18 protein-coding genes are annotated in these 17,716 nt (G+C 57.8%); 13 read left to right on the top strand and 5 right to left on the bottom strand.

All coding sequences use genetic code 11. From position 1 onward, the window contains the following. The coding region (locus HCC78_RS28475) for an ArdC family protein (protein WP_253949412.1) at positions 1–767 on the bottom strand (767 nt) is incomplete at its 3' end. A gap of 443 nt (positions 768–1,210) precedes the next feature. Here HCC78_RS28475 and dndC point away from each other — a divergent pair. The 7 genes from dndC to HCC78_RS28445 all read left to right on the top strand — a co-directional run bounded on the left by dndC (position 1,211) and on the right by HCC78_RS28445 (position 8,099). Next, positions 1,211–2,464 carry a DNA phosphorothioation system sulfurtransferase DndC gene (dndC, locus tag HCC78_RS28470; RefSeq protein WP_216671353.1) on the top strand — a complete coding sequence of 418 codons (1,254 nt, stop codon included), beginning with the start codon at positions 1,211–1,213 and terminating at the stop codon, positions 2,462–2,464. Next, positions 2,465–2,665, top strand: coding sequence for a hypothetical protein (locus tag HCC78_RS28465; protein ID WP_172332139.1), 201 nt, complete (start codon positions 2,465–2,467; stop codon positions 2,663–2,665). It begins immediately after the preceding gene. Positions 2,666–2,669: 4 nt separating this feature from the next. Continuing rightward, positions 2,670–4,031, top strand: a complete 1,362-nt coding sequence (locus HCC78_RS28460) for an AAA family ATPase (protein ID WP_216671352.1) — start codon at positions 2,670–2,672, stop codon at positions 4,029–4,031. 15 nt (positions 4,032–4,046) lie between these two features. After that, positions 4,047–4,754 carry a hypothetical protein gene (locus tag HCC78_RS33310; protein WP_216671351.1) on the top strand — a complete coding sequence of 236 codons (708 nt, stop codon included), beginning with the start codon at positions 4,047–4,049 and terminating at the stop codon, positions 4,752–4,754. Further along, positions 4,751–6,289 (top strand): helicase HerA domain-containing protein, encoded by a 1,539-nt coding sequence (locus tag HCC78_RS28455; RefSeq protein WP_172332138.1) that lies wholly within the window; start codon positions 4,751–4,753, stop codon positions 6,287–6,289. The genes HCC78_RS33310 and HCC78_RS28455 overlap by 4 nt, the downstream gene beginning before the upstream one ends. A gap of 137 nt (positions 6,290–6,426) precedes the next feature. Continuing rightward, entirely contained in the window at positions 6,427–6,867 is a 441-nt protein-coding gene (locus HCC78_RS28450; RefSeq protein ID WP_172332137.1) for a hypothetical protein, read from the top strand. After that, positions 6,864–8,099 carry a DNA phosphorothioation-associated DGQHR protein 1 gene (locus tag HCC78_RS28445; RefSeq protein WP_172332136.1) on the top strand — a complete coding sequence of 412 codons (1,236 nt, stop codon included), beginning with the start codon at positions 6,864–6,866 and terminating at the stop codon, positions 8,097–8,099. The genes HCC78_RS28450 and HCC78_RS28445 overlap by 4 nt, the downstream gene beginning before the upstream one ends. 40 nt (positions 8,100–8,139) lie before the next feature. Here HCC78_RS28445 and HCC78_RS28440 read toward each other — a convergent pair whose 3' ends face one another. From HCC78_RS28440 to HCC78_RS28430, 3 genes are all read right to left on the bottom strand, one after another. Beyond that, complete coding sequence (locus tag HCC78_RS28440; RefSeq protein ID WP_172332135.1) at positions 8,140–9,189, bottom strand: bifunctional 2-polyprenyl-6-hydroxyphenol methylase/3-demethylubiquinol 3-O-methyltransferase UbiG; 1,050 nt, start codon at positions 9,187–9,189, stop codon at positions 8,140–8,142. A gap of 847 nt (positions 9,190–10,036) precedes the next feature. Continuing rightward, positions 10,037–10,636 carry a hypothetical protein gene (locus tag HCC78_RS28435; protein WP_172332134.1) on the bottom strand — a complete coding sequence of 200 codons (600 nt, stop codon included), beginning with the start codon at positions 10,634–10,636 and terminating at the stop codon, positions 10,037–10,039. 153 nt (positions 10,637–10,789) lie between these two features. Continuing rightward, entirely contained in the window at positions 10,790–11,269 is a 480-nt protein-coding gene (locus HCC78_RS28430) for a hypothetical protein (RefSeq protein WP_172332133.1), read from the bottom strand. Positions 11,270–11,616: 347 nt separating this feature from the next. Between HCC78_RS28430 and HCC78_RS28425 the strand changes: the two genes are divergently transcribed. Genes HCC78_RS28425 through HCC78_RS28405 form a run of 5 tightly spaced genes read left to right on the top strand, consistent with a single transcriptional unit; the run spans position 11,617 to position 16,098 of the window. Continuing rightward, entirely contained in the window at positions 11,617–12,228 is a 612-nt protein-coding gene (locus tag HCC78_RS28425) for a hypothetical protein (RefSeq protein ID WP_172332132.1), read from the top strand. 3 nt (positions 12,229–12,231) lie between these two features. Further along, complete coding sequence (locus HCC78_RS28420; RefSeq protein ID WP_172332131.1) at positions 12,232–12,927, top strand: hypothetical protein; 696 nt, start codon at positions 12,232–12,234, stop codon at positions 12,925–12,927. A gap of 3 nt (positions 12,928–12,930) precedes the next feature. Next, positions 12,931–14,118 carry a VWA domain-containing protein gene (locus tag HCC78_RS28415; protein WP_172332130.1) on the top strand — a complete coding sequence of 396 codons (1,188 nt, stop codon included), beginning with the start codon at positions 12,931–12,933 and terminating at the stop codon, positions 14,116–14,118. Beyond that, positions 14,115–15,662 (top strand): type IV secretory system conjugative DNA transfer family protein, encoded by a 1,548-nt coding sequence (locus HCC78_RS28410; RefSeq protein ID WP_172332129.1) that lies wholly within the window; start codon positions 14,115–14,117, stop codon positions 15,660–15,662. The genes HCC78_RS28415 and HCC78_RS28410 overlap by 4 nt, the downstream gene beginning before the upstream one ends. Before the next feature lie 4 nt (positions 15,663–15,666). Next, entirely contained in the window at positions 15,667–16,098 is a 432-nt protein-coding gene (locus HCC78_RS28405; protein ID WP_172332128.1) for a hypothetical protein, read from the top strand. 60 nt (positions 16,099–16,158) lie between these two features. Here HCC78_RS28405 and HCC78_RS28400 read toward each other — a convergent pair whose 3' ends face one another. Next, positions 16,159–16,545 (bottom strand): hypothetical protein, encoded by a 387-nt coding sequence (locus HCC78_RS28400; protein WP_172332127.1) that lies wholly within the window; start codon positions 16,543–16,545, stop codon positions 16,159–16,161. A gap of 228 nt (positions 16,546–16,773) precedes the next feature. Here HCC78_RS28400 and HCC78_RS28395 point away from each other — a divergent pair, with 228 nt between their 5' ends. Continuing rightward, a complete protein-coding gene (locus tag HCC78_RS28395; protein WP_172332126.1) occupies positions 16,774–17,430 on the top strand; it encodes a hypothetical protein in 657 nt (218 codons plus the stop codon). The last annotated feature ends 286 nt before the right edge of the window (positions 17,431–17,716 follow it).

Raw genomic sequence — 17,716 nt, 5'->3', positions numbered from 1 at the left:
ATATCGCACGCCGGAGCAGGCAAGGATCGACATGGCCGCCAAGATGGCCGCATAGTGAATATCGGCCCAGTCCGGCATCCGGGGGCAAGCTCATAGCCTTCATCGCCCCATTTCTTGCGACCAAAGTCACGATCAAGGCGGGTTTTGTGTTTCGTCCAGTGGGTCAGCTCATGGGCAAGGGTGGCGTAGTAGCTCTCAGGGCTGCGGAAGGTCTCGAAGGCTGGCATCTGCACATGATCGCTGCCGCCGCTATAGTGGGCACTGTTGCCGCCGTGGCGGATGTCTGCGCCAGTATTGCCGAAAAATTCTTCCGCGTGCTCGATCCGCAAGGCGGGATCAATCACGGGCTCGGGCTTGGCGTAGTAATGCTCGGGCAGCCCTTCGATCTGCTCGACATTGAACACGCTGTATCCCTTCATGAAGGGGATTTTGCGCTCTTCCTCGCTGCCGTCGTCCTGCTCTTCGGTTTTCGTGATGGTGTTGGCATAGACCACGAGGTTTCCGCGCTCGCCCTTCTTGACATGCGCGCCCAGCTCCTTGGCCTGCTTGAAGGTCATCCAGAACGGCGAGAGATAGCCCGCCTCGACCGCCGCGCCCCATAGCATCAGCACATTGATTCCGTTGTAGGGCATGCCGTTGTGCCGCAGGGGCTTGGTGATCTTTCCCTCTAAATTGCCGCTGTTCCACGGCTTGAGCCAAGACAGCTCGCCTTGCTCCAGATCGGCAATAATCTTGTCGGTTACTTTCTGATAAACATCTGTCTTCATGCCCTTTTTCCTCCATTGGATAGTCGGTTGCGCATGCAACCGGACTAGGCCCGCGCCAATGAGCGGGGGGAGGCCGTCAAGATCGAAAGGATCGGAAGGTGGTGCGGGCGCAGTCCCGCCGTAGCCGCAGGCGAAGGAGGACGAGCCACGGCTCCGATCCTTTCTCCCGCAGCCATGGCAAGGGACTTGGGTCTTGACGGCAGATGGGGCTGGAAGCCCCCAGGAAACGAATGAGAAACGCGCGGCTGCTATACAGCCGCGCTCAACCAGAGGGGCGCATCAAGCGCCCTGACCAACACGCAAGGGATGGTAGCCGGATGGCAGAGACGATAGGCTCTGTTCACGACAGCCCGGCCCCGCGCCTGCGGGGTGCGCCCGAACACACAGGATATACATCCACACGTCTGCGTCGCAGGAGCCTGACGACGCGGCAGTAAGGGCACATGGGGGTCCGCAAGGCCGATCCGCAATTTACAGTAGGCGAAGCTTGCTGGTACACAAGATACAGTAAAAAAATGCAGAATCATGGGGCAGAAATGGGGCTGGACAGCGCAGATGCAGCACTGATGGACGCAGACAGCGCTTCAGTTTTCAGATCGATCAAGGCGGAGCTTTTGGATGAGTACCGCCAGGATCACACATATCCCTGGATCATCGGATATTCCGGCGGCAAAGACAGCACGCTCGTAGCTCATCTCGTCTTTGACATGCTGATGTCTCTTCCACCGAGCCAGAGAAAGCGCCCCGTCCATATTGTTGCGAATGACACGCTGGTGGAAAGCCCGCTCGTCGTTCAGCACATTATCGACAGCGTCGAAGAAATTAATAACGCGGCGCAGGCATTCGGATTGCCTGTTGTTACCAAGATTACCCGGCCAGCCCCGGATCAATCCTTCTGGGTGAATCTGATTGGCCGGGGGTATCCCTCGCCTAACCGTTCTTTCCGCTGGTGCACGGATCGCATGAAGATCCTGCCCACGAGCCGCTACATCAAGTCTCAGGTCGATGATGCAGGGCAAGTCATCCTGCTGCTCGGTGTGCGCCGTTCGGAGAGCGCGACGCGGGCGGCTTCTGTTGGCCGCTATGACAACGGCGAGCGCCTGAACAAGCACAATGACCTCGTTGGCTGCATGGTCTTCCGCCCGATTGTGGAGCTGGATACCGATGAAGTGTGGGAATTCCTGGCGCTGCACGAGCCGCCGTGGGGCGGCTCGCACCTCAAGCTGATCGGCCTTTACCGTGAAGCCAGTGGGGGCGAGTGTCCGGTGGTGACGTCCAAGGAGGATGCTCCGTCCTGCGGCACAACATCGTCGCGCTTTGGCTGCTGGACTTGCACGGTGGTCGAGAAAGACCGCAGCCTGGAGGGCTTTGTGGAATACGGCTACACGGAATTTGGTCCGCTTCTGGACTTCCGTGATTGGCTGGCCTCGATCCGCAATGACAAGGAACGCAGGCAGGCACGCCGCCGCGATGGGCGCATCACCATTACCGATGGCGGCACCTTCATTCCCGGCCCATTCACCCTGCAAACGCGATCTGAAATCCTCACCAAGCTACGGAACCTCGAAACGGAAACCGGACAAAGCTTGATTAGCGAAGAAGAAATCGCTCTGATCCACGAAATCTGGGCCGAGGAGCTGGGCACTTACGCGAACGCCAGACCGATGAGCGTCCGCGAAGTGAGGAAGGAGAAGTAGATGCCGCGTAATGTTGTTGTCCTGCTGGATAACGCCGATGGACGGGCGATGATCAAGGACGCGTGTAAGTCGAACGGATTGCTCTTCGCCGAGTTTCAGGAACTCGTGCAGGCAGAAGTCGAGCAAACGGGCAAGCAGCGCCGTGCGGGCCTCTGGGACTCTTTTGACGATATTCTCGACCGGATTCAGGTAGACGAATAACCCGATGTATATTTCGCAGATCACGCTCCGCGACTGGAAAGCCTATACGACATCCAGTTTCGACTTCCCCGGCCCACGTCCTGGCAAGAACATCATTCTAATCGGCGCGCCGAATGGCTACGGCAAGACAAGCCTCTTCGAAGCCATAATTCTTGGCATGTTCGGGCGGGATGGCCTGCCGCTGATCGCTAGAAAGCAATTGTCGGGCGGCGACAAAGAGCGCCTGGCGACTTCTTACAAGGACTTCCTTGAAAGGGCACTTCATCGCGGAGCGATTGCTGCGGGACGAAATTCATGTTCGATCAAGCTCACGTTCGTCGATGATGATGACGAACCTCTGGAAATTCAGCGCGTCTGGCACTTCAACGATGCTGGCGTCTACCGCCCGCAGGATGAAGAGGTTCACATCTTCCAGGGCACGACCCGCAAGGCGGTCGGCCCCGGCGCTCTGCAAGGCAATGAACGGGCTGACTGGTTCCGGGAATACATTGCCGAAAACCTGCTCCCCTTCACGCTGGCGCATTTCTTCATGTTCGACGGCGAACAGGTCAGCGTTCTGGCCGAGCGCGAGATGTCGGCGCAGGTGCGTGCGGGTATCGAGGGGCTGCTCGGTATCCCCGTGCTAAAAACGCTGGCCAAAGACCTTCGCTCCTACGCCGAAGTGCGCCGCAAGGACTCTCCGAACGTCTCGGACAAGACCATCGAAAAACTTGAGCTTGAGCGCCACCAGCTCACCTTCGAGTTTGATAAGAAATCCGAACGCTACACCGAGATTGAGCCGTCTCTGGCCGAACTCAAGGAAGAGCGTGAGCATCTCACGCGCGAGCTGGCAAGCTACGGCGCGGGCTCTCAAGCGCTGCTGCAAGAGCAATTCGAGCAAATCAAGAACTATGAGCGTGCCATTGAACAAGGGCGCAGCCAGCTTGAAGAGCTGATGATGAAGGATATCGCTCTGGCGCTATCCGGCCTCGGCCTGCGTGAAGGCTTGAAAGAGCGGCTGACCAGCGAGAGCGTACGCGAGCGCTGGGAGAACGGACGCAATCAAGGTGATAGCAATCTGGAGCGCTTCATCAGCGCTGTGGATACCGGGATGGAGGTTATCGATCCCGCACTGAGCAGTGGTCAACGCAGCGCGGTGCTGGATAGCGCTCGAAGCGCCTGGGAAAAGCTGTGGTTCCCGCCGCCGGACAACTGCGCCGATGACTACTTGCATGCTTACCTCAATGAGGTTGAGCGGGCGAAGGTGATCGACCGTCTGGACGAGCTGGATGAGCTGGGCGCGCCTGCAATTGTCGAATTGCTCAACATGATCAGTTCCAATGAGGATGCGCTGCGCCGCTTGCAGGAAGAAGTAACCCGCACCTAAGCCGTCGCGCCGCATGTGGATTCCAAGCGTGAGCGTCTGTCACATCTGAACGGCGAGATTCAGGCGCTCGATCAGGAAATCGGCGCGCTGAAACGCGAGATGTCGGCGCTGGAAAGCCAGATCAACCAAAAGAACACCGATCTGACCAAGCTGGCCGGGCAATGGGATCAGGCCAAGCCCTCTGTACGCCGTGCCATGCGCGCTCTAAAAGTCGCATCGATGGTCGATGAAATCGTTGCCAAGGCGGTGCCGAGCCAGATTGAAGCCATTGCCGCTGCCATGACCAAGGCGCACCGCTCGATGGCGCATAAGAAAGACCTCGTGGAGCGCATCGCCATTGACGAGAATTGCGATGTGAAACTGCTGAACACGGACGGGATGGATTTGCGGGGGTATGACCTCTCGGCGGGCGAAAAGCAGATTTTCACCCAAGCGCTGATCTCGGCGGTGTCCTCGGTTTCGGGGCGCGGCTTCCCGATGGTCGTGGATACCCCGCTTGGGCGGCTCGATATCGAGCACCGCAAAGGCGTGCTGAACCATCTCGTCCAGCGCGAACACCAAGTCATCCTGCTCTCGACCAATACCGAGGTGGTGGGCGAGTATTTGCGGGAGATTGAGCCGCATGTGCAGAAAAAGTATCTGGTGAACTTTGAGCGTGTTGGCGATATCGGCCAATCCACGGCACGTCCCGGCTACTTTGAAGAAGCGGGGGCGCGCGTATGAGCCTGTCACTGGTTGAAGTCGCGGGCGCAAATTTCCGCACAGATGAAGAGAGCGACACGCTGAACACGGCCTTTATGGGTCGCCTGGGCATGCGCAAACGCTACCTGCCAGCGCGCCTTGCGATTTCGCGCTCGCTCGCTATCGCGGCTCCGCCTGAACTTCTGAGCGATGAGCTTGATCCCGGCAAAGTGATCAAAGGCGATACCCTCTTTGGGACGGGCACGGCGCTTTCGGTCTGGGTTGCATTGATTGCGCAAAGGGCGGCAGAGCCCGAGCTAGACGTGCGCAAGCTGGTTGCCCTTGTCGGTGCCCATTGGCGGCGCGGCCTTGGGCATCTGGACAAGGATTGGGATCAGTCCGGCCAAGATGTCGCCAAGTTCATCAAGCGCCTGGTTGAAGTTGCCGAATTGCCAACGGCGGGCGGCTCGCTCCCGAACATGGGTGGCACTCTTTCGGGCGCGACCTTCTCCAGTGGTCAGATTGAAGTGCCGATTGGGGAAATCGGCGAAGACGTGAGTACCAAGGAAAAGGTGCTCTGGAGCGTCAATGGTAAGGGCGGCTCACCGCATAGCGCCATTATGGGCGGTAGCGGCTCGGGGAAGACCGTCATGGCAGCAGCCATGCTGCGGGCGATCCGCGAGCGAGCCCCGGTGCCGCTGCTCGCATTCGACTTCAAAGGCGATCTTGCCGACTTCACTGGCACGCAAGGTCAGACCCCGCTGGGCGAAGCCTTCGATGCGCAAGTGATCGAGCCGCCGCGCACCCCGATCCCGCTCGATGTCCTCAAGCTCACGGCGCGCGACCAGTACGGTATTGATGAAGCCGCGCTGCGCTTTCGTGAATCCTTCTCGCGGCTGAAAGGCAGCCGCCTCGGTGATCGCCAGCGTTCCGCCGTGCACGAAGCGGCCAGCCGCGCTTTAATGAGCGAAGAGACGTGCGAGCTGCAACACATCCGTGAGCGGTTGTTTGAAGTCTATCAGGAACACGAGATGAAGGAGGACGGCGCGACTGCCAGCATGGAAGAGCTGTGCCGTTTCCCGCTCTTTCAACCCAAGCTCTCCCCTGCGGAGTTCTTCCAGAAAAGCTGGATCATCAAGCTGCCCCCGAACGTGCCGGAAGATAGCAGAACCATCGTGGTGAACCTGCTTCTAGATGCGCTGGATCAGTATCTTAATAGTCTGGTGGATGCCGAGAGCAGCGCGGACGGTGCGCGCGGCCTTCGGATAATCTGCATGGTCGATGAAGCCCACCAAATCCTCAGCACCAAGTTGCCTTCGCTTTCGCGCCTGATCCGCATGAGTCGCTCGAAGGGCGGAGCCATCATGCTGGTCTCGCAATCGCCGGATGACTTCTCCGGCGAGGACGATGATTTTCTTGATCAGATGGGGCTGGTTGGCGCGTTCTCGACCAACGCCAAGCCAGGCAGCGCCGCCCGCGTGCTTGGCAAGGGCGTGAACCTGACAACCCTGCAAACCGGACAAGCCTATATCCGGCGGCGCGGTGATCTGACCGCACGCAAGATCAAGGCTTGGTGATTACCAAAAGAATTTAAGTGGATGGAGACCGGCCATTGAGCACAAATGGTAAGTCGGAAGTAAAACATGGAGATTGGCTCTATTTGCGGCGAGAAATTTGCCGCCGAACCCAACAACCATTCTCGGATGCGCCGTTCGTGTTTTACGTACTGCTTGCCATTATTGGACTCGGCTGCCTCGGTATCTGGGTGGAGCTCATCAAGGTTGCGAGCGCAACGAGCCCGGCCAACTACGATGGCGTGCTGACGGCGTTGGCGACGTTCTTTCCCGCCTTGATCGGGTCGTCATCGCTCCAACTCATGCTTGCCTCTACGGGAAACCGGGACAAAGTGCTGGTTTCTTTTGGTTACTTCGTCAGCCTCACCGCCTTCGGCGCTGTCGTATTGATCAGCGTATTTCATCCAACCTTTCCCGATCTTACCTTTTGGGCATCTGTCTTCTTTGCCGTTGTAGCGGTGTGGCTCTGGTGGTTCACCAACGGGGATGATCCCACCTACAAAAGCGGACCCGTCGACGCGGCTAGCGGCGGAGATACCAAGCGAACGCTTAAGGGCGATACGAGCGAGTTTCGGGAATGACGCAGTTTACCTTTCCCTACGAGACCAAGGCGCTCCAAGTCGATCAACGGCTCGGCACCTTCTACGTGGTCGCGCTTCCGGCGGAACTTCTCTTGCAGGTGGCTGCGAGTGACAGGATGCGTGCCACGATGAAAGCGGATGGCAGCGGCTACACGCTGGAGGGCACACAGCGTCTTATCCAGGATAAGCGCCTGACCGAGATCGGCGACTATATTAACCGTGTGGACTCCGCCTTCCCGAATTCCATCATCGTGGCTGCAAACTATGATCTTGAGACGGGTCTCGATCAGGGCGAATTGGAATACATTTCGTCAGAAGAAGACGGAAAGCCGATTGATGCTTCCCGCGTCTGGACGATCACTGAATCGGCGGATGGCTGTCATAAGCTGACAATTCCGTCCTCCGATAAACTCGCAGCTATCATCGATGGGCAACATCGCCTGTTCTCCTTCGCGCGGGCGGACGCCGAGGCAATGAAGGATATGAACCTGCTTTGCTCTGTGTTTATCGATTTGCCCAAGGCTTTGCAGGCGCAGATATTTGCGACGATCAACTCCACGCAAAAGCGGGTGGATCGGAGTCTGACCTACGAGTTGTTCGGCTACAATGTCTCGGACGAAGACGAGGCATATTGGACGCCGGACAAGCTGGCAGTGTTCTTCACACGAAAACTTGGAACCGATGCCGACTCCCCGCTGCAAGGGCGGATCATGGTCGCCCCAAAACGCGACGCGGCGCTGGAAGAGCTTGCGGAAAAGGCAAAGTGGAAAGTCTCTACGGCTGTAATCGTAGACGGAATATTGCGGCTATTCTCTAGCAATCCGAAACGCGATGCCAATCTCATGCGGAAGGACGAAGCAAGCCCTCGTAGTGAACTAAGCAGCGGCCCGAAAGACCGATCACCACTGCGGGAAGTTTTTATCGATGGGAATGATGCGCTCATCTACAAGATGGTGCTGAATTACCTGAAAGCGAGCGAAGACGTTTTTTGGAAACCCGCCAATGATGACTCGTTCATCTTCCGCACTATCGGCGTGCAGGCGATTTTCGACGTCTTGCGCAAGATTGCGGCGCAGTCCTTGGAGGCGAAAGACATCCGAGTGGAGTACTTCGCAGGCATTTTGGACGGTGCGAGAGAGATCGACTTTTCCGCTGAACGCTTCCGCAATCCGTCTGGCTCCGGGCGCACGGTGATCCGCCGAGCCATTGAGGAAGCCATCGGGATCAACTGAGCCGGGGGATTGTCGTCTTCCTGGCCTGCCAGCTAAGCTTCTACGGTTTTGAAATGCTCATGGCGATCCAGCGAATGTTGGTGCGCCCGAGCAAGTCCGCTTGCTCGTCCAGCTTTTCGGCGCTCAGAGAAAGCTCTGCGAGCTGATCTTGCAGGGCACTTTCCGAGACACGGTGAATGCCGCGCGCGGGCTCAGAGGGACCGATCCGCAAAGTCAGATAGATTTTGCCATTCGGTTTCAGGAGGCTTGCGAGGGTTTTCAGAGCTTTCTGCCTGTCGTCCGGCTTAACATGCATCCAAACGGCGCTGAGTACGATTAGGTCGAATTTCTCGCCCGAACTCAGTGTTTCACTGAGCGCTGGCAGGCTGTCCTGACGCCATTCGATGTCAGGAGATGGGTGGAGCCGCTTGCCGATAGTTTGCATGGCTTCCGAGGGCTCAACGGCCACGATCCGGTGGCCGTTAGCAGCAAACCATGCGGCATCCCGTCCAGTGCCAGCGCCGACGTCAAGGACATTCAACGGCTCGTCCTTGAAGTGTTCGCGAATAAGCGTGAGCAGTGAGGGATGAGCAGATTCCAGCGACAAGGTTTCATAGCCGTCAGCGAGACTAGCCGCATGCTGCTCGTAGTAGGTCAAAGCCGGGTCTTGCGGCATGAGTCCAAACACCTCTTCACGGTTGGTCCAGGCTGTGGCGACAAAAAGAATCAAGCTGAGGATCGCCGCGAGCAATAGCATGGACTGGAACAAAGAGCGAACGAGGAAAGGTTTGTTATACCAGTCCTTGCCTTTGGCGGACACAAAGCCTGCCGGATAGGTCGCCTCCAGCCACTTGAGATGCTGCTCCATGACGAAACGCAGGCGCAGGATGATCACGAAGAGTGCACCGTTCCCGGCTGCCGCCAGAACGAGCAACGCCAATTGGAAGAGCGGAAAATCCTCGACCCGTGAAACGCCGAACCACAATCCGCCCGTCAGGGTCATCGAGATCAGGGGAATTTGCCACATTTGCTGGTTCAATGAACGAAATGAGGCGTGGTTCTGGTCGAACGCCGCCTTGTGCATCTCGTGCTCGATTTCTTCCGGCGTCATGCTCATCGTCCAGTGGCCAATCCGCTTCAATCCTCGCCGTAGTCAGCGGGTTGATGGGGCAGAACATGCAATGGCGGCGCGGTGGGTACAAGGCAAGGTCGTAGTTGACATGCTTCCTTCCTGACCGCCGCGAATTAGAGGTGATCGAACGGCCTGACGTTCGTGCATGGTTCGGTGTCGGTTGGAGTGGCAAAACTCCAAGTCTGACGAGTTCGGGAATTCCAAGGGGGCGGCGATAAGCCTCCTGGATCGTGATTCACCTACGACAAGGTGACGGCATCCAATCCGCGAAGGGTTGGTCTCCATGAAATGGTCATGGGGGTATCGGTGGGAGCAGGAACGCTCCCCTGATTGGTGGTCAAGCGGGCAGCCGTTTGTGCATGGCTGAGGTGTAGGATGGAGAGGCACGTCTCCAAGCCCTGCGAGTGGTTCCAAGGGGCGCGATAGCCCTATGGTCTTCCTGAAAGGATCGATGGGTGCGGGGAGAGCGAAGTCTCCCGCGAGTGGTTGATCGGCGATACGATCTATGGCTCTGGAATGGGTTCAATGCCCTGACAGAGCCACTGGCCGGGGGGATGCAACGGGGGCGCGCAGCGGGACCCCTTGCCAAGCTGTTTTGTACTACAAAACACAGCTTGCGTTCCGACCCAACTCAGCCGCCTCACATCCGGCAACCGTTTGTAGTACAAGCTTCGCAGCGGCGTTGAGAAGCCGAAGTATACTCTATCGAACCATCGGAGATTGTGCCGTCGCCACTTTGACCAAGCCTTCCTGGGCTTCGGCTTTGTCGTCTGCACGCGCTAAAAAGCACCACCACTGCTCGGAGCCATGTTGAAATATCGCGTGCTCAAAATTTATACGTGTACTCCTCAAGTCCAACGGACTTCCAGCACAAATGATAAATGCCCTTTTGGCAGTTTCTCTTACCTACTGTTGAGCTTGCAGTTAAGGTCAGCAACAGAACGGCCAAAACAAGCAAGGGGATTTCCAGCCTTCCTCGGGTGGCCGGATCAACTCTCAGCGCGGGGATGCGAAGAAGTATTCCTAGAGAAACGACAAACGCAAGCGCTATTAAGGTGCGCATGATGATGTATGGATACCAAGGTCCACCAGCATATAGCAATGCAACCAAGCAAGCGATACTGAAACGAATTAAGTGCTGAGACGTCCCCGGCTTTTGGTATCGGGGAAAAAACTTCAAGCCGTGATTGATAATCCCAGCCGAAACAAGGCCTGCCGCAATAAGCCAAATGGTTGGGCCCAAAGAATCAAGGGCGTACAAAAACTGTTCGAGGCACTGTTTATTTTCGCACCTCGTCGCCGTGTGTTTCATCGCGTAGTCATAAAAACATAAGCCAGACACTAGAAGTAGTCCTAAGCCTGCCGCGATTTGAAGGGGAACGGGTAGAATCTCAACTTGGTCTTTGTTTTTATTATATTTATTCACTGCACTCTCTTGGGTGATATGTTAGGTGTCTGCATCATCGAATTCAAGGAGTCCGGCGGCTCTCCTCTCTTCTTCGGTGCGACGATCACAAATTTGGTGAAGCCATAGCGCTTGTTGGGTTCGATGATGGTGCGCAGGAAAAATGGTAAAATGTCACTTGCGCTTCGCGTGGCCATAATCTCCTTCGTCAATAAGTTGAATGCTATTAGGATCATCGATTTGATATAGGGTTTCAGTCCTGGTGATGCCCTCCGGAGGAACGAGCTCTCTGCCGCAGAATTCATACGAACTACCCTTTTCCAGATAGTTCTCTTTTTTCTCAAGCTCGCCGCCCGATTCAGATTCTGTAATTATCCTGAAGGTCGTCCCGCTTGGGGAGGCCAGGCGGGCGTTAAAATTTGCGGAGTATTTGTCAGCGCATCCCGGCTCGAAGCAATCTATCGCGAGAAATTCTTTCTTTGCGTTCAAGACTGCTCCAGTTAGATGCTCATATGAATGCGCGCCGTCTTTGTGAAATTTATCACAGTATTGTCCAGTGGAGCCAACGTCGGCTGTCCTTGTTGTGTCTTCGGCCCTGCATGAGGTGGCCGAAATAATTGATGTAAGTGTCAATATCAATAATATAATTTTCATCTTCTTGCTCTGTAAAATTCAATAGAGCAGCAATGCGACCGGATGGCGAATTATGATTCGTTGTCTCATATCGAATCTGTGGATATAAATATTTCCCGCTCTACGCCTTATCGCTTCCGATCCGTTTCCGGTGAATGCCTTTCAATTACCTACGTGCGCAGGAGCTATAGGCTGACGGGGTTCTGACGCCAAATGACGATTGCACCGTAAATCCGCCGATTTCCGATCCGTTTCAGACTTTGAGCTGAGTGAGCGCTCATCGGCGTCCGCCAGTTCTGCCTTTCGAACACCAGATGCGAGGGGTGCCCAAGGAGGCACGGAACGCAACCTGATGTGAAAGGCTAACCATGAAACCTGATAGACATTCCCAATTCCCGCCCGAGGCTTATCTGCCGGGTGGCGGTGGCCCCCGCTTCAAGCAAATCGCCGTCTTCGTGCTGGTGGCTTCGCTTGAGCTATCGATACTGGTGCTGCTGGCTTCGACTTATACCGAAACGATGGGGCTGATCTCCGGCCAGTATCTCTGCGATCTGCCGGGCTTCGGCGGTCTGTTCTGCTTCATCGATGAAGACATGACCGTCTCGCACCTACTGGCCTTCCTGCTGGCAGTATTCTCTGTCGCTGTGCCGATGATGATCTGGTCGGCGGTGCTGGAGGAAGGCATCCACGAAGACCCGAGGGCCTGGCTCGCCAACCCGATGAACCGGGTCAAAGCGGGCATGGCGGGGCTGGTTTATGCCGCCGTGATCGCGCTCGAAGTCGTCAATCTCTACACCCTGATCGCTCAGCAGACGGGTCCCAATCCCTTCGGCGATAAGCAAGACGCCTCGCCGATGATGGATTTCCTCGCCCAGAACCAAGGGCTCGGCATCTTCGTCGCCTTGCTGTTCGCCCTCGTCAACACCGTGCTGGCGCTGCTGACCGTGCGCGCCTCTCGCTCCCTCGTTCAGAAAGGCTAACCCATGACCGTAAGAACTCTTGCGTCTTTGGCCCTTGCCGGGCTGCTCACCCTGCAATCGGCTCCCCAAGCCAATGCCTGGGGCGATGACGAGAAAGGCCCGACCTTCTTCGTTGTCTTCGAAAACGGCGGGGTCGTGACTGATCCCGACAGCCAGATGGAGGCCGCGCGGCTGACCTTAAGCGAGCTGACGGAACTCCGCCGCAGGCGGGCAACCAAGCACGCCACGATCCATATTATCACCTCGGCCAACCCGACCGAAATCACCTGGTCGGGCACGCCCGAGCAGCTCTACGAACAAGGAGCGTCCGTCATGGACGCTCTGACGATCCGCCCGACTTGCTCGGATTTGACGCTGGCCTGGCAAGAGGTGCGGAACAATGTGCGCATCACAAGGCCGGGTGATCTGCGCCTTATCGGGATAGGGCCGTTCATCAACGCGGGCTACCCATGTGATGAAGGGGATGGGCTGATCACGCTGCCGCAAGCTGTGCCTGCGGAAGTGCAGCTTGGGAGCCTGTCCATCGATGCCAGCTTCCTGCGGCTGCTCAACGTCCATGCCGATCAGGACGAGATGGTGCTGGAGCATCTGGAAGGCGCGGGTGCGATGGCGCGCGTTAGTTCCGGCGAGCTGGACTTCGACCTCATGGATGGGGCGCGCACGCGCTCCAATCTCGGCCACATCCTGGGAAGGGAATAAGGCATGTGTGCTCGCTCCTTCCTTCTTTCCTCTGCGTTTGCAATTTCAACCATCGGTAGCGCAGTGATGGCCGAAAATCCGGTGCGCATTGATGAGGTGCGCGCAGGAAACCTGCCCGCCAGTATCGGCATCCAAACCCAGAGCGGAGGCGGCATTGTCCGCCTCCAGCTCGCCCCCCGCGTCGATCTGAATGCCAAGGCCGATGTCTCTGTGCAGCGCTGGCAGGATTTCAAAGGCGATGTGCTGCTCAGCGTACGCACCGATCCCAAGCTGGTGCCAACTGACCGCCTGCGGGAAATAGTCGCCTCGATCAACATGGTTGATGATTTCGGCGCGGAGATTGCCAGCGACTACGATATCAACGCCGAGCACGACATCGTGCTTGGTATCTCGGGCGGCTCGGTGGAGATCACGCATATCGCGCGGGATGATCAGGGGCTCGTCATCACGGCGCTTGTCCGTGATGGGGCGGGCAATGTCATCGATCCGCCCCAAGGCGCTCTGGCGCTCTATCGCACGGGCGGCGAAAAGCTCTGCTTCGAAGAGCAAGTGGTACAGGTGCGCTCCACCAAAACCGTGCCGCTCGGCTCGTCCTCGGGCGCCACCTCTACAGACCGCCTTCCGATGAACTTCGTCATCTTGCTGGATCGCTCCGGCTCGATGCTGAACGTCATGGACGATGTGAAGGCGGCGGCGCGCAGCTTTATTGATGATCTGCCCGACAATGCGACCTGCGTGGTTGGAGCGTTTGCCGATGAAGGGGGAAGTTTCGAGCCATCGGAAGGTCTTGGCCTCGGGTACTGCCGCGCCGCCAACTTCTCGATGAGCGGGGTGAAGGCCGGAGGCGGCACCGATCTCTTTCAGCCGCTCAAAAATACCTATGAGTGGTTGGCGCGCGAAAAGCCCGGCGAGCAAAGCGCCGTCATCATCATCACCGATGGCGTGGTCAACAGGAAGACCGAGCTTTCCAGCGTAGTGCGCGATCTAAAGGGCGATGCCCTGACCTTCGTCTACTTCCTGGGCGGGCGTGAAGAGCGGTACTTGCGCTCCATTGCTGATAGCTACCTCACCCATGAAGGTGATCTGGCCGATCAGCTCCCCAAATACTTCAAGGTGCTGAGCGAGACCTATTCAAGCCAGACGGTGCTGCGCCAGGTTGCCTGCGCCGCCCAAGAAGGCGCTCAGCCATGATGCCGCGCGACCTTCAAAAGGAGCAGGATCAGCGGCGGCTCTGGAGCTTTGATCCAGATAGCCATGGTTCTGCGAGATGGGCGGAGCCCGCCCATCTCTCCGCGCGGGGGTATGGTCCTTTTGGGCGGCATACCCTTGGCTACCTGCCAGCAAGCGATGCTAGGCAAGGCGCGGTGCCTGTCACCTATAATGGTGATCGCCATGAGCTGATTGTCGCCCCCACGCGGGGCGGCAAAGGCGTTTCCGGCGCTATCCCGCGCCTGCTGGAACACCCCGGCAGCGTGATCGTGCTCGACATCAAAGATGGGGAGCTGGCGCTGATCACGGCTCTCTACCGCCGCGATGTTCTGGGGCAGAACCTTGTCCTCATCGATCCGTTTGATGTGGTGGCAAGCCAGCTTGGGCTCCCGCGCTCCACTTTCAATCCGGCGGCGCATATCGAGCCCTTTGCAGATGATGCCTTTGATGATGCGATGCTGCTCGCCGATAGCCTCGTCATCCCCGATGGCGGCTCGGAAAGCCATTGGTCGGGGGAAGCGGCCAGCCTGATCGCTGGTCTGGCCCTCCATGCTTCCGAGCACGGCACGGCCAGCCTCGGCGCGGTGCGGCAACTCTTAAATGCCAGCCGCGATGAGTTCCGGGCAACTATCGATCAGATGCTTGCCTCTCCCTTCGACCTGGTGAAGGCCGCTGGCGGGCGGATCGACAACAAGGAAGAGCGCGAGCTTTCCGGCGTGATCTCGACCGCGCACCGCAACACGCATTTCCTGGAAAGCCGCCCATTGGCGGATTGCCTGTCAGGGCAGAGCTTCGAGCCTAAAACCATCGGCGAGAACACCAGTATCTATATTGTGCTGCCAGCCCGAAGGATCGCCACGGCGCGGCGGTTCCTGCGCGTTCTAATCGGCGCTCTGATCTCGGCCATCACCACGCTCCCCAAGAAGCCGTCCTCGCCCGTGATGTTCCTGCTGGAAGAAATGGCCACGCTGGAGCGCATGGCGATCATCGAGCAAGCGGTCGGCCTGATGGCGGGCTTCGGCATGCAGTTCGTCATGGTGGTGCAGGATTTCACCCAGCTCAAAGACCTCTACAAGAACCGCTGGGAGAGCTTTCTCGCCAATAGCGCGCTGATCCAGTGCTTTGGCACCAATGACCGCTTCACGGCGGATTACCTCTCCGCGCTGTGCGGTCAGACGAGCCTGCACCAGCTCAGCCTTGATAGCGCGTATGAGCGCGGGCGGCTGCTGGGCGATCCAGCCTTCCGTTCGGCCTCGGATTCATCGATGCCGCGCCGCCTGATCACCTCGGATGAGTTGATGAGCTTGCATCCATCCGTGCAGGTCATCGCCCTGGCTGCGGCGCGGCCTGTCATTGGCTATCGCCCCGTCTACTTTCTGGAGAGGCGTTTTCGGGATCAGCGCGGCAGGCCGCTCTATGACATTCACCCGAGCCGCGCAGGCCAGCCGATCACCCGCGCCGTGGATTTCACGGCCAAGGGTTTGGCGCTCGGCGCGCTGCTCGGCGATTACCTGAGCGTGGGGTGAGGCCATGAGAAATTTCTTCATCCTCACCGCCGCCAATATCGTCTTCGGCTATGCCGCGCTCGTCATCCTGCTGAGCGGCGTCATCTATCTGCCGCTCTTCCACCCATACTACGCGCAGATGATCGGGTTGGCCGGGCCGATCCCGCTGCTGATCACGGCGCTTTGGAGCGCGGTGAAACTTTGGCAGCTCCGCCAGGTCTCGAATTTGCGCAAGATCGATCTGCCCGATGTCTCGGACGCGCTGGCGCGGGGGCAGCATGACCCGCGCATACTCGCCAATAACGGCCCCGCCGCGCCGGAGCTGCTGGCGCGCGGCCTCGTCTGGCTGGCGCTCTTTGCGCTTCCGATCTGGCTTGGCTGGCCGCTGCCGCTTGTGTGGCCAGCCACGCTCTACGGCCTATGGGCGCTGCTGCGGTGGATTTTGCAGGCTTGCTAAAAAGGAAAGCCCCGAGGCGCGGGTGTGCGCTTCGGGGCGATCTTGGGGGGTGGAGCGGTATCAAGCGGCGGTGTCTTCGGTTTCACCATAAAGGCGGCAGTAGAGCTCAATCACGCGGACGCGGTTGAAGGTGAGCGGGCTGGCGTAGCGCTTCGGGACAGTTCCGCAGGGCGCGGCTTCGAGAAAAAGCCCCATCCAGCGGTTGCAGACGTCGGGGAACATCTCGAAGATTTCCGGGTGCCGGAAGGGGCGCTGATCGGGGAAATAGAGCCGACCATCAAAGTCCTCGATCTCTGCCAGCACCCGCCGCCAGGCAGCGTAGGAGCCGACTTCTTCGTGCATGGCGCGTGCGGGTTTCCAGATGCGTTCGCGGTACAGGCGGCGGTTGGCGATATGGTGATCGGCCAGAACAGTGAGCTTTTCGTTTGCGGTGTGGGTGTCGAGCATGTGTTATCTTTCTTTTCTCTATGAATACATGGGGTTGCTTTCGGTTGCGTTGGTCATCGGTCTACATCGAGCCTCTTTCTAAAGGGGGCACGGCCCATCCGTGCTTGAGGGAGATGGAGGCTCATCCTAAGATTTTCGGATAGAAGGCAAGATTACGGGTCTATCAAAAATTGAATAAATTCATTTCTGTCAAATAGTTGACTGCAAAGTTTTGACGGAGTTTTCGGCGTGAAAAACCGCTACTGCATCGGCTCAAAGCTCTCAGAAGCGACCTTTCGGGCGCTCGTGCGGGCGTATTTTACGGGCGAGAAGACGGAAGACGCTGCGAAGAGCCTCAAGCTCTCGCAAGCGAGCGTGAAGAACCTCTATCGCCGCATCACGTACCGATTGATCGATTCCTCGGATTTCTTTGAGTTTCACAGGGAACTGCTGACCGACTGCTTTGAGACGGGTGGCCACCAAGTCGAGAAGTTGAAGAAATGTCTGTGGCAATGCCCAGGTGACAAAGGGTATGGCGGTTTGCCTGATCGGACCTTCTGCATGGAATGCCCCTTCGCGGTCGAGTTCCGCGATTTCCTGCGTGATGACCATGCCGCGCTAACAATGTACTTTGAGCGGCGCTCGCTCGCCCCGCTGTCATCATTCAATTTCGTGAACCGCTCCGCCTACTATCATGTTCAGCGGCATTTCCTTTGGGGTCCCAAAGGAGCCTGTCTCGACACCGCTCGAAAATTCATTGCCGGGCTTAAGGCGAGGCCGCTTGGCTCTCTCGGATCGAAAGAACAAATCGCCTATCGCTATGTCGAGAGGTCCGGCGTTCTGCCGCTGTGGTATGTCGTGAGCGAAGGGAACGAGTATCATTTGCCAGACCACGACATGATGTGAGGCGCAGGATTTCAGGGACGTTTCCGGCTTAATTCCCAGAGACCGCTCCGGCCAGCATCAACCGCCAAAGCCTCGGATAGCCAGCTTTTCATCATCGAAAACATGATGATGGGAAGCACGCCATGCCGAGAAAACGGAGAACGACAAATCAGGCTGCCAGCACCGCTTTTTGCGCTGATCGTGCAGATTATGGGTATGCGATGTCCCGGCCCCACCTGTTTGTGAGGCGGCGGTTCTGAGATCTCATTTCCAGCGATAGGCAGGGAGTGACTTTCTCAATGAGCGC

It is taken from the genome of Mangrovicoccus sp. HB161399 (assembly GCF_013184745.1).
Taxonomy (GTDB): domain Bacteria; phylum Pseudomonadota; class Alphaproteobacteria; order Rhodobacterales; family Rhodobacteraceae; genus Mangrovicoccus.
Note: the sequence above shows the minus strand (reverse complement) of the source record. Positions and strands in the feature narration are given on the sequence as shown.

Excerpts from the sequence above, each read along its gene's own strand:
- dndC (WP_216671353.1), top strand. The coding sequence starts at position 1,211 with ATGGGGGTCCGCAAGGCCGATCCGCAATTTACAGTAGGCGAAGCTTGC.
- HCC78_RS28465 (WP_172332139.1), top strand. The coding sequence starts at position 2,465 with ATGCCGCGTAATGTTGTTGTCCTGCTGGATAACGCCGATGGACGGGCG.
- HCC78_RS28460 (WP_216671352.1), top strand. The coding sequence starts at position 2,670 with ATGTATATTTCGCAGATCACGCTCCGCGACTGGAAAGCCTATACGACA.
- HCC78_RS28455 (WP_172332138.1), top strand. The coding sequence starts at position 4,751 with ATGAGCCTGTCACTGGTTGAAGTCGCGGGCGCAAATTTCCGCACAGAT.
- HCC78_RS28445 (WP_172332136.1), top strand. The coding sequence starts at position 6,864 with ATGACGCAGTTTACCTTTCCCTACGAGACCAAGGCGCTCCAAGTCGAT.
- HCC78_RS28440 (WP_172332135.1), bottom strand. The coding sequence starts at position 9,189 with ATGACGCCGGAAGAAATCGAGCACGAGATGCACAAGGCGGCGTTCGAC.
- HCC78_RS28430 (WP_172332133.1), bottom strand. The coding sequence starts at position 11,269 with ATGAAAATTATATTATTGATATTGACACTTACATCAATTATTTCGGCC.
- HCC78_RS28425 (WP_172332132.1), top strand. The coding sequence starts at position 11,617 with ATGAAACCTGATAGACATTCCCAATTCCCGCCCGAGGCTTATCTGCCG.
- HCC78_RS28420 (WP_172332131.1), top strand. The coding sequence starts at position 12,232 with ATGACCGTAAGAACTCTTGCGTCTTTGGCCCTTGCCGGGCTGCTCACC.
- HCC78_RS28415 (WP_172332130.1), top strand. The coding sequence starts at position 12,931 with ATGTGTGCTCGCTCCTTCCTTCTTTCCTCTGCGTTTGCAATTTCAACC.
- HCC78_RS28410 (WP_172332129.1), top strand. The coding sequence starts at position 14,115 with ATGATGCCGCGCGACCTTCAAAAGGAGCAGGATCAGCGGCGGCTCTGG.
- HCC78_RS28405 (WP_172332128.1), top strand. The coding sequence starts at position 15,667 with ATGAGAAATTTCTTCATCCTCACCGCCGCCAATATCGTCTTCGGCTAT.
- HCC78_RS28400 (WP_172332127.1), bottom strand. The coding sequence starts at position 16,545 with ATGCTCGACACCCACACCGCAAACGAAAAGCTCACTGTTCTGGCCGAT.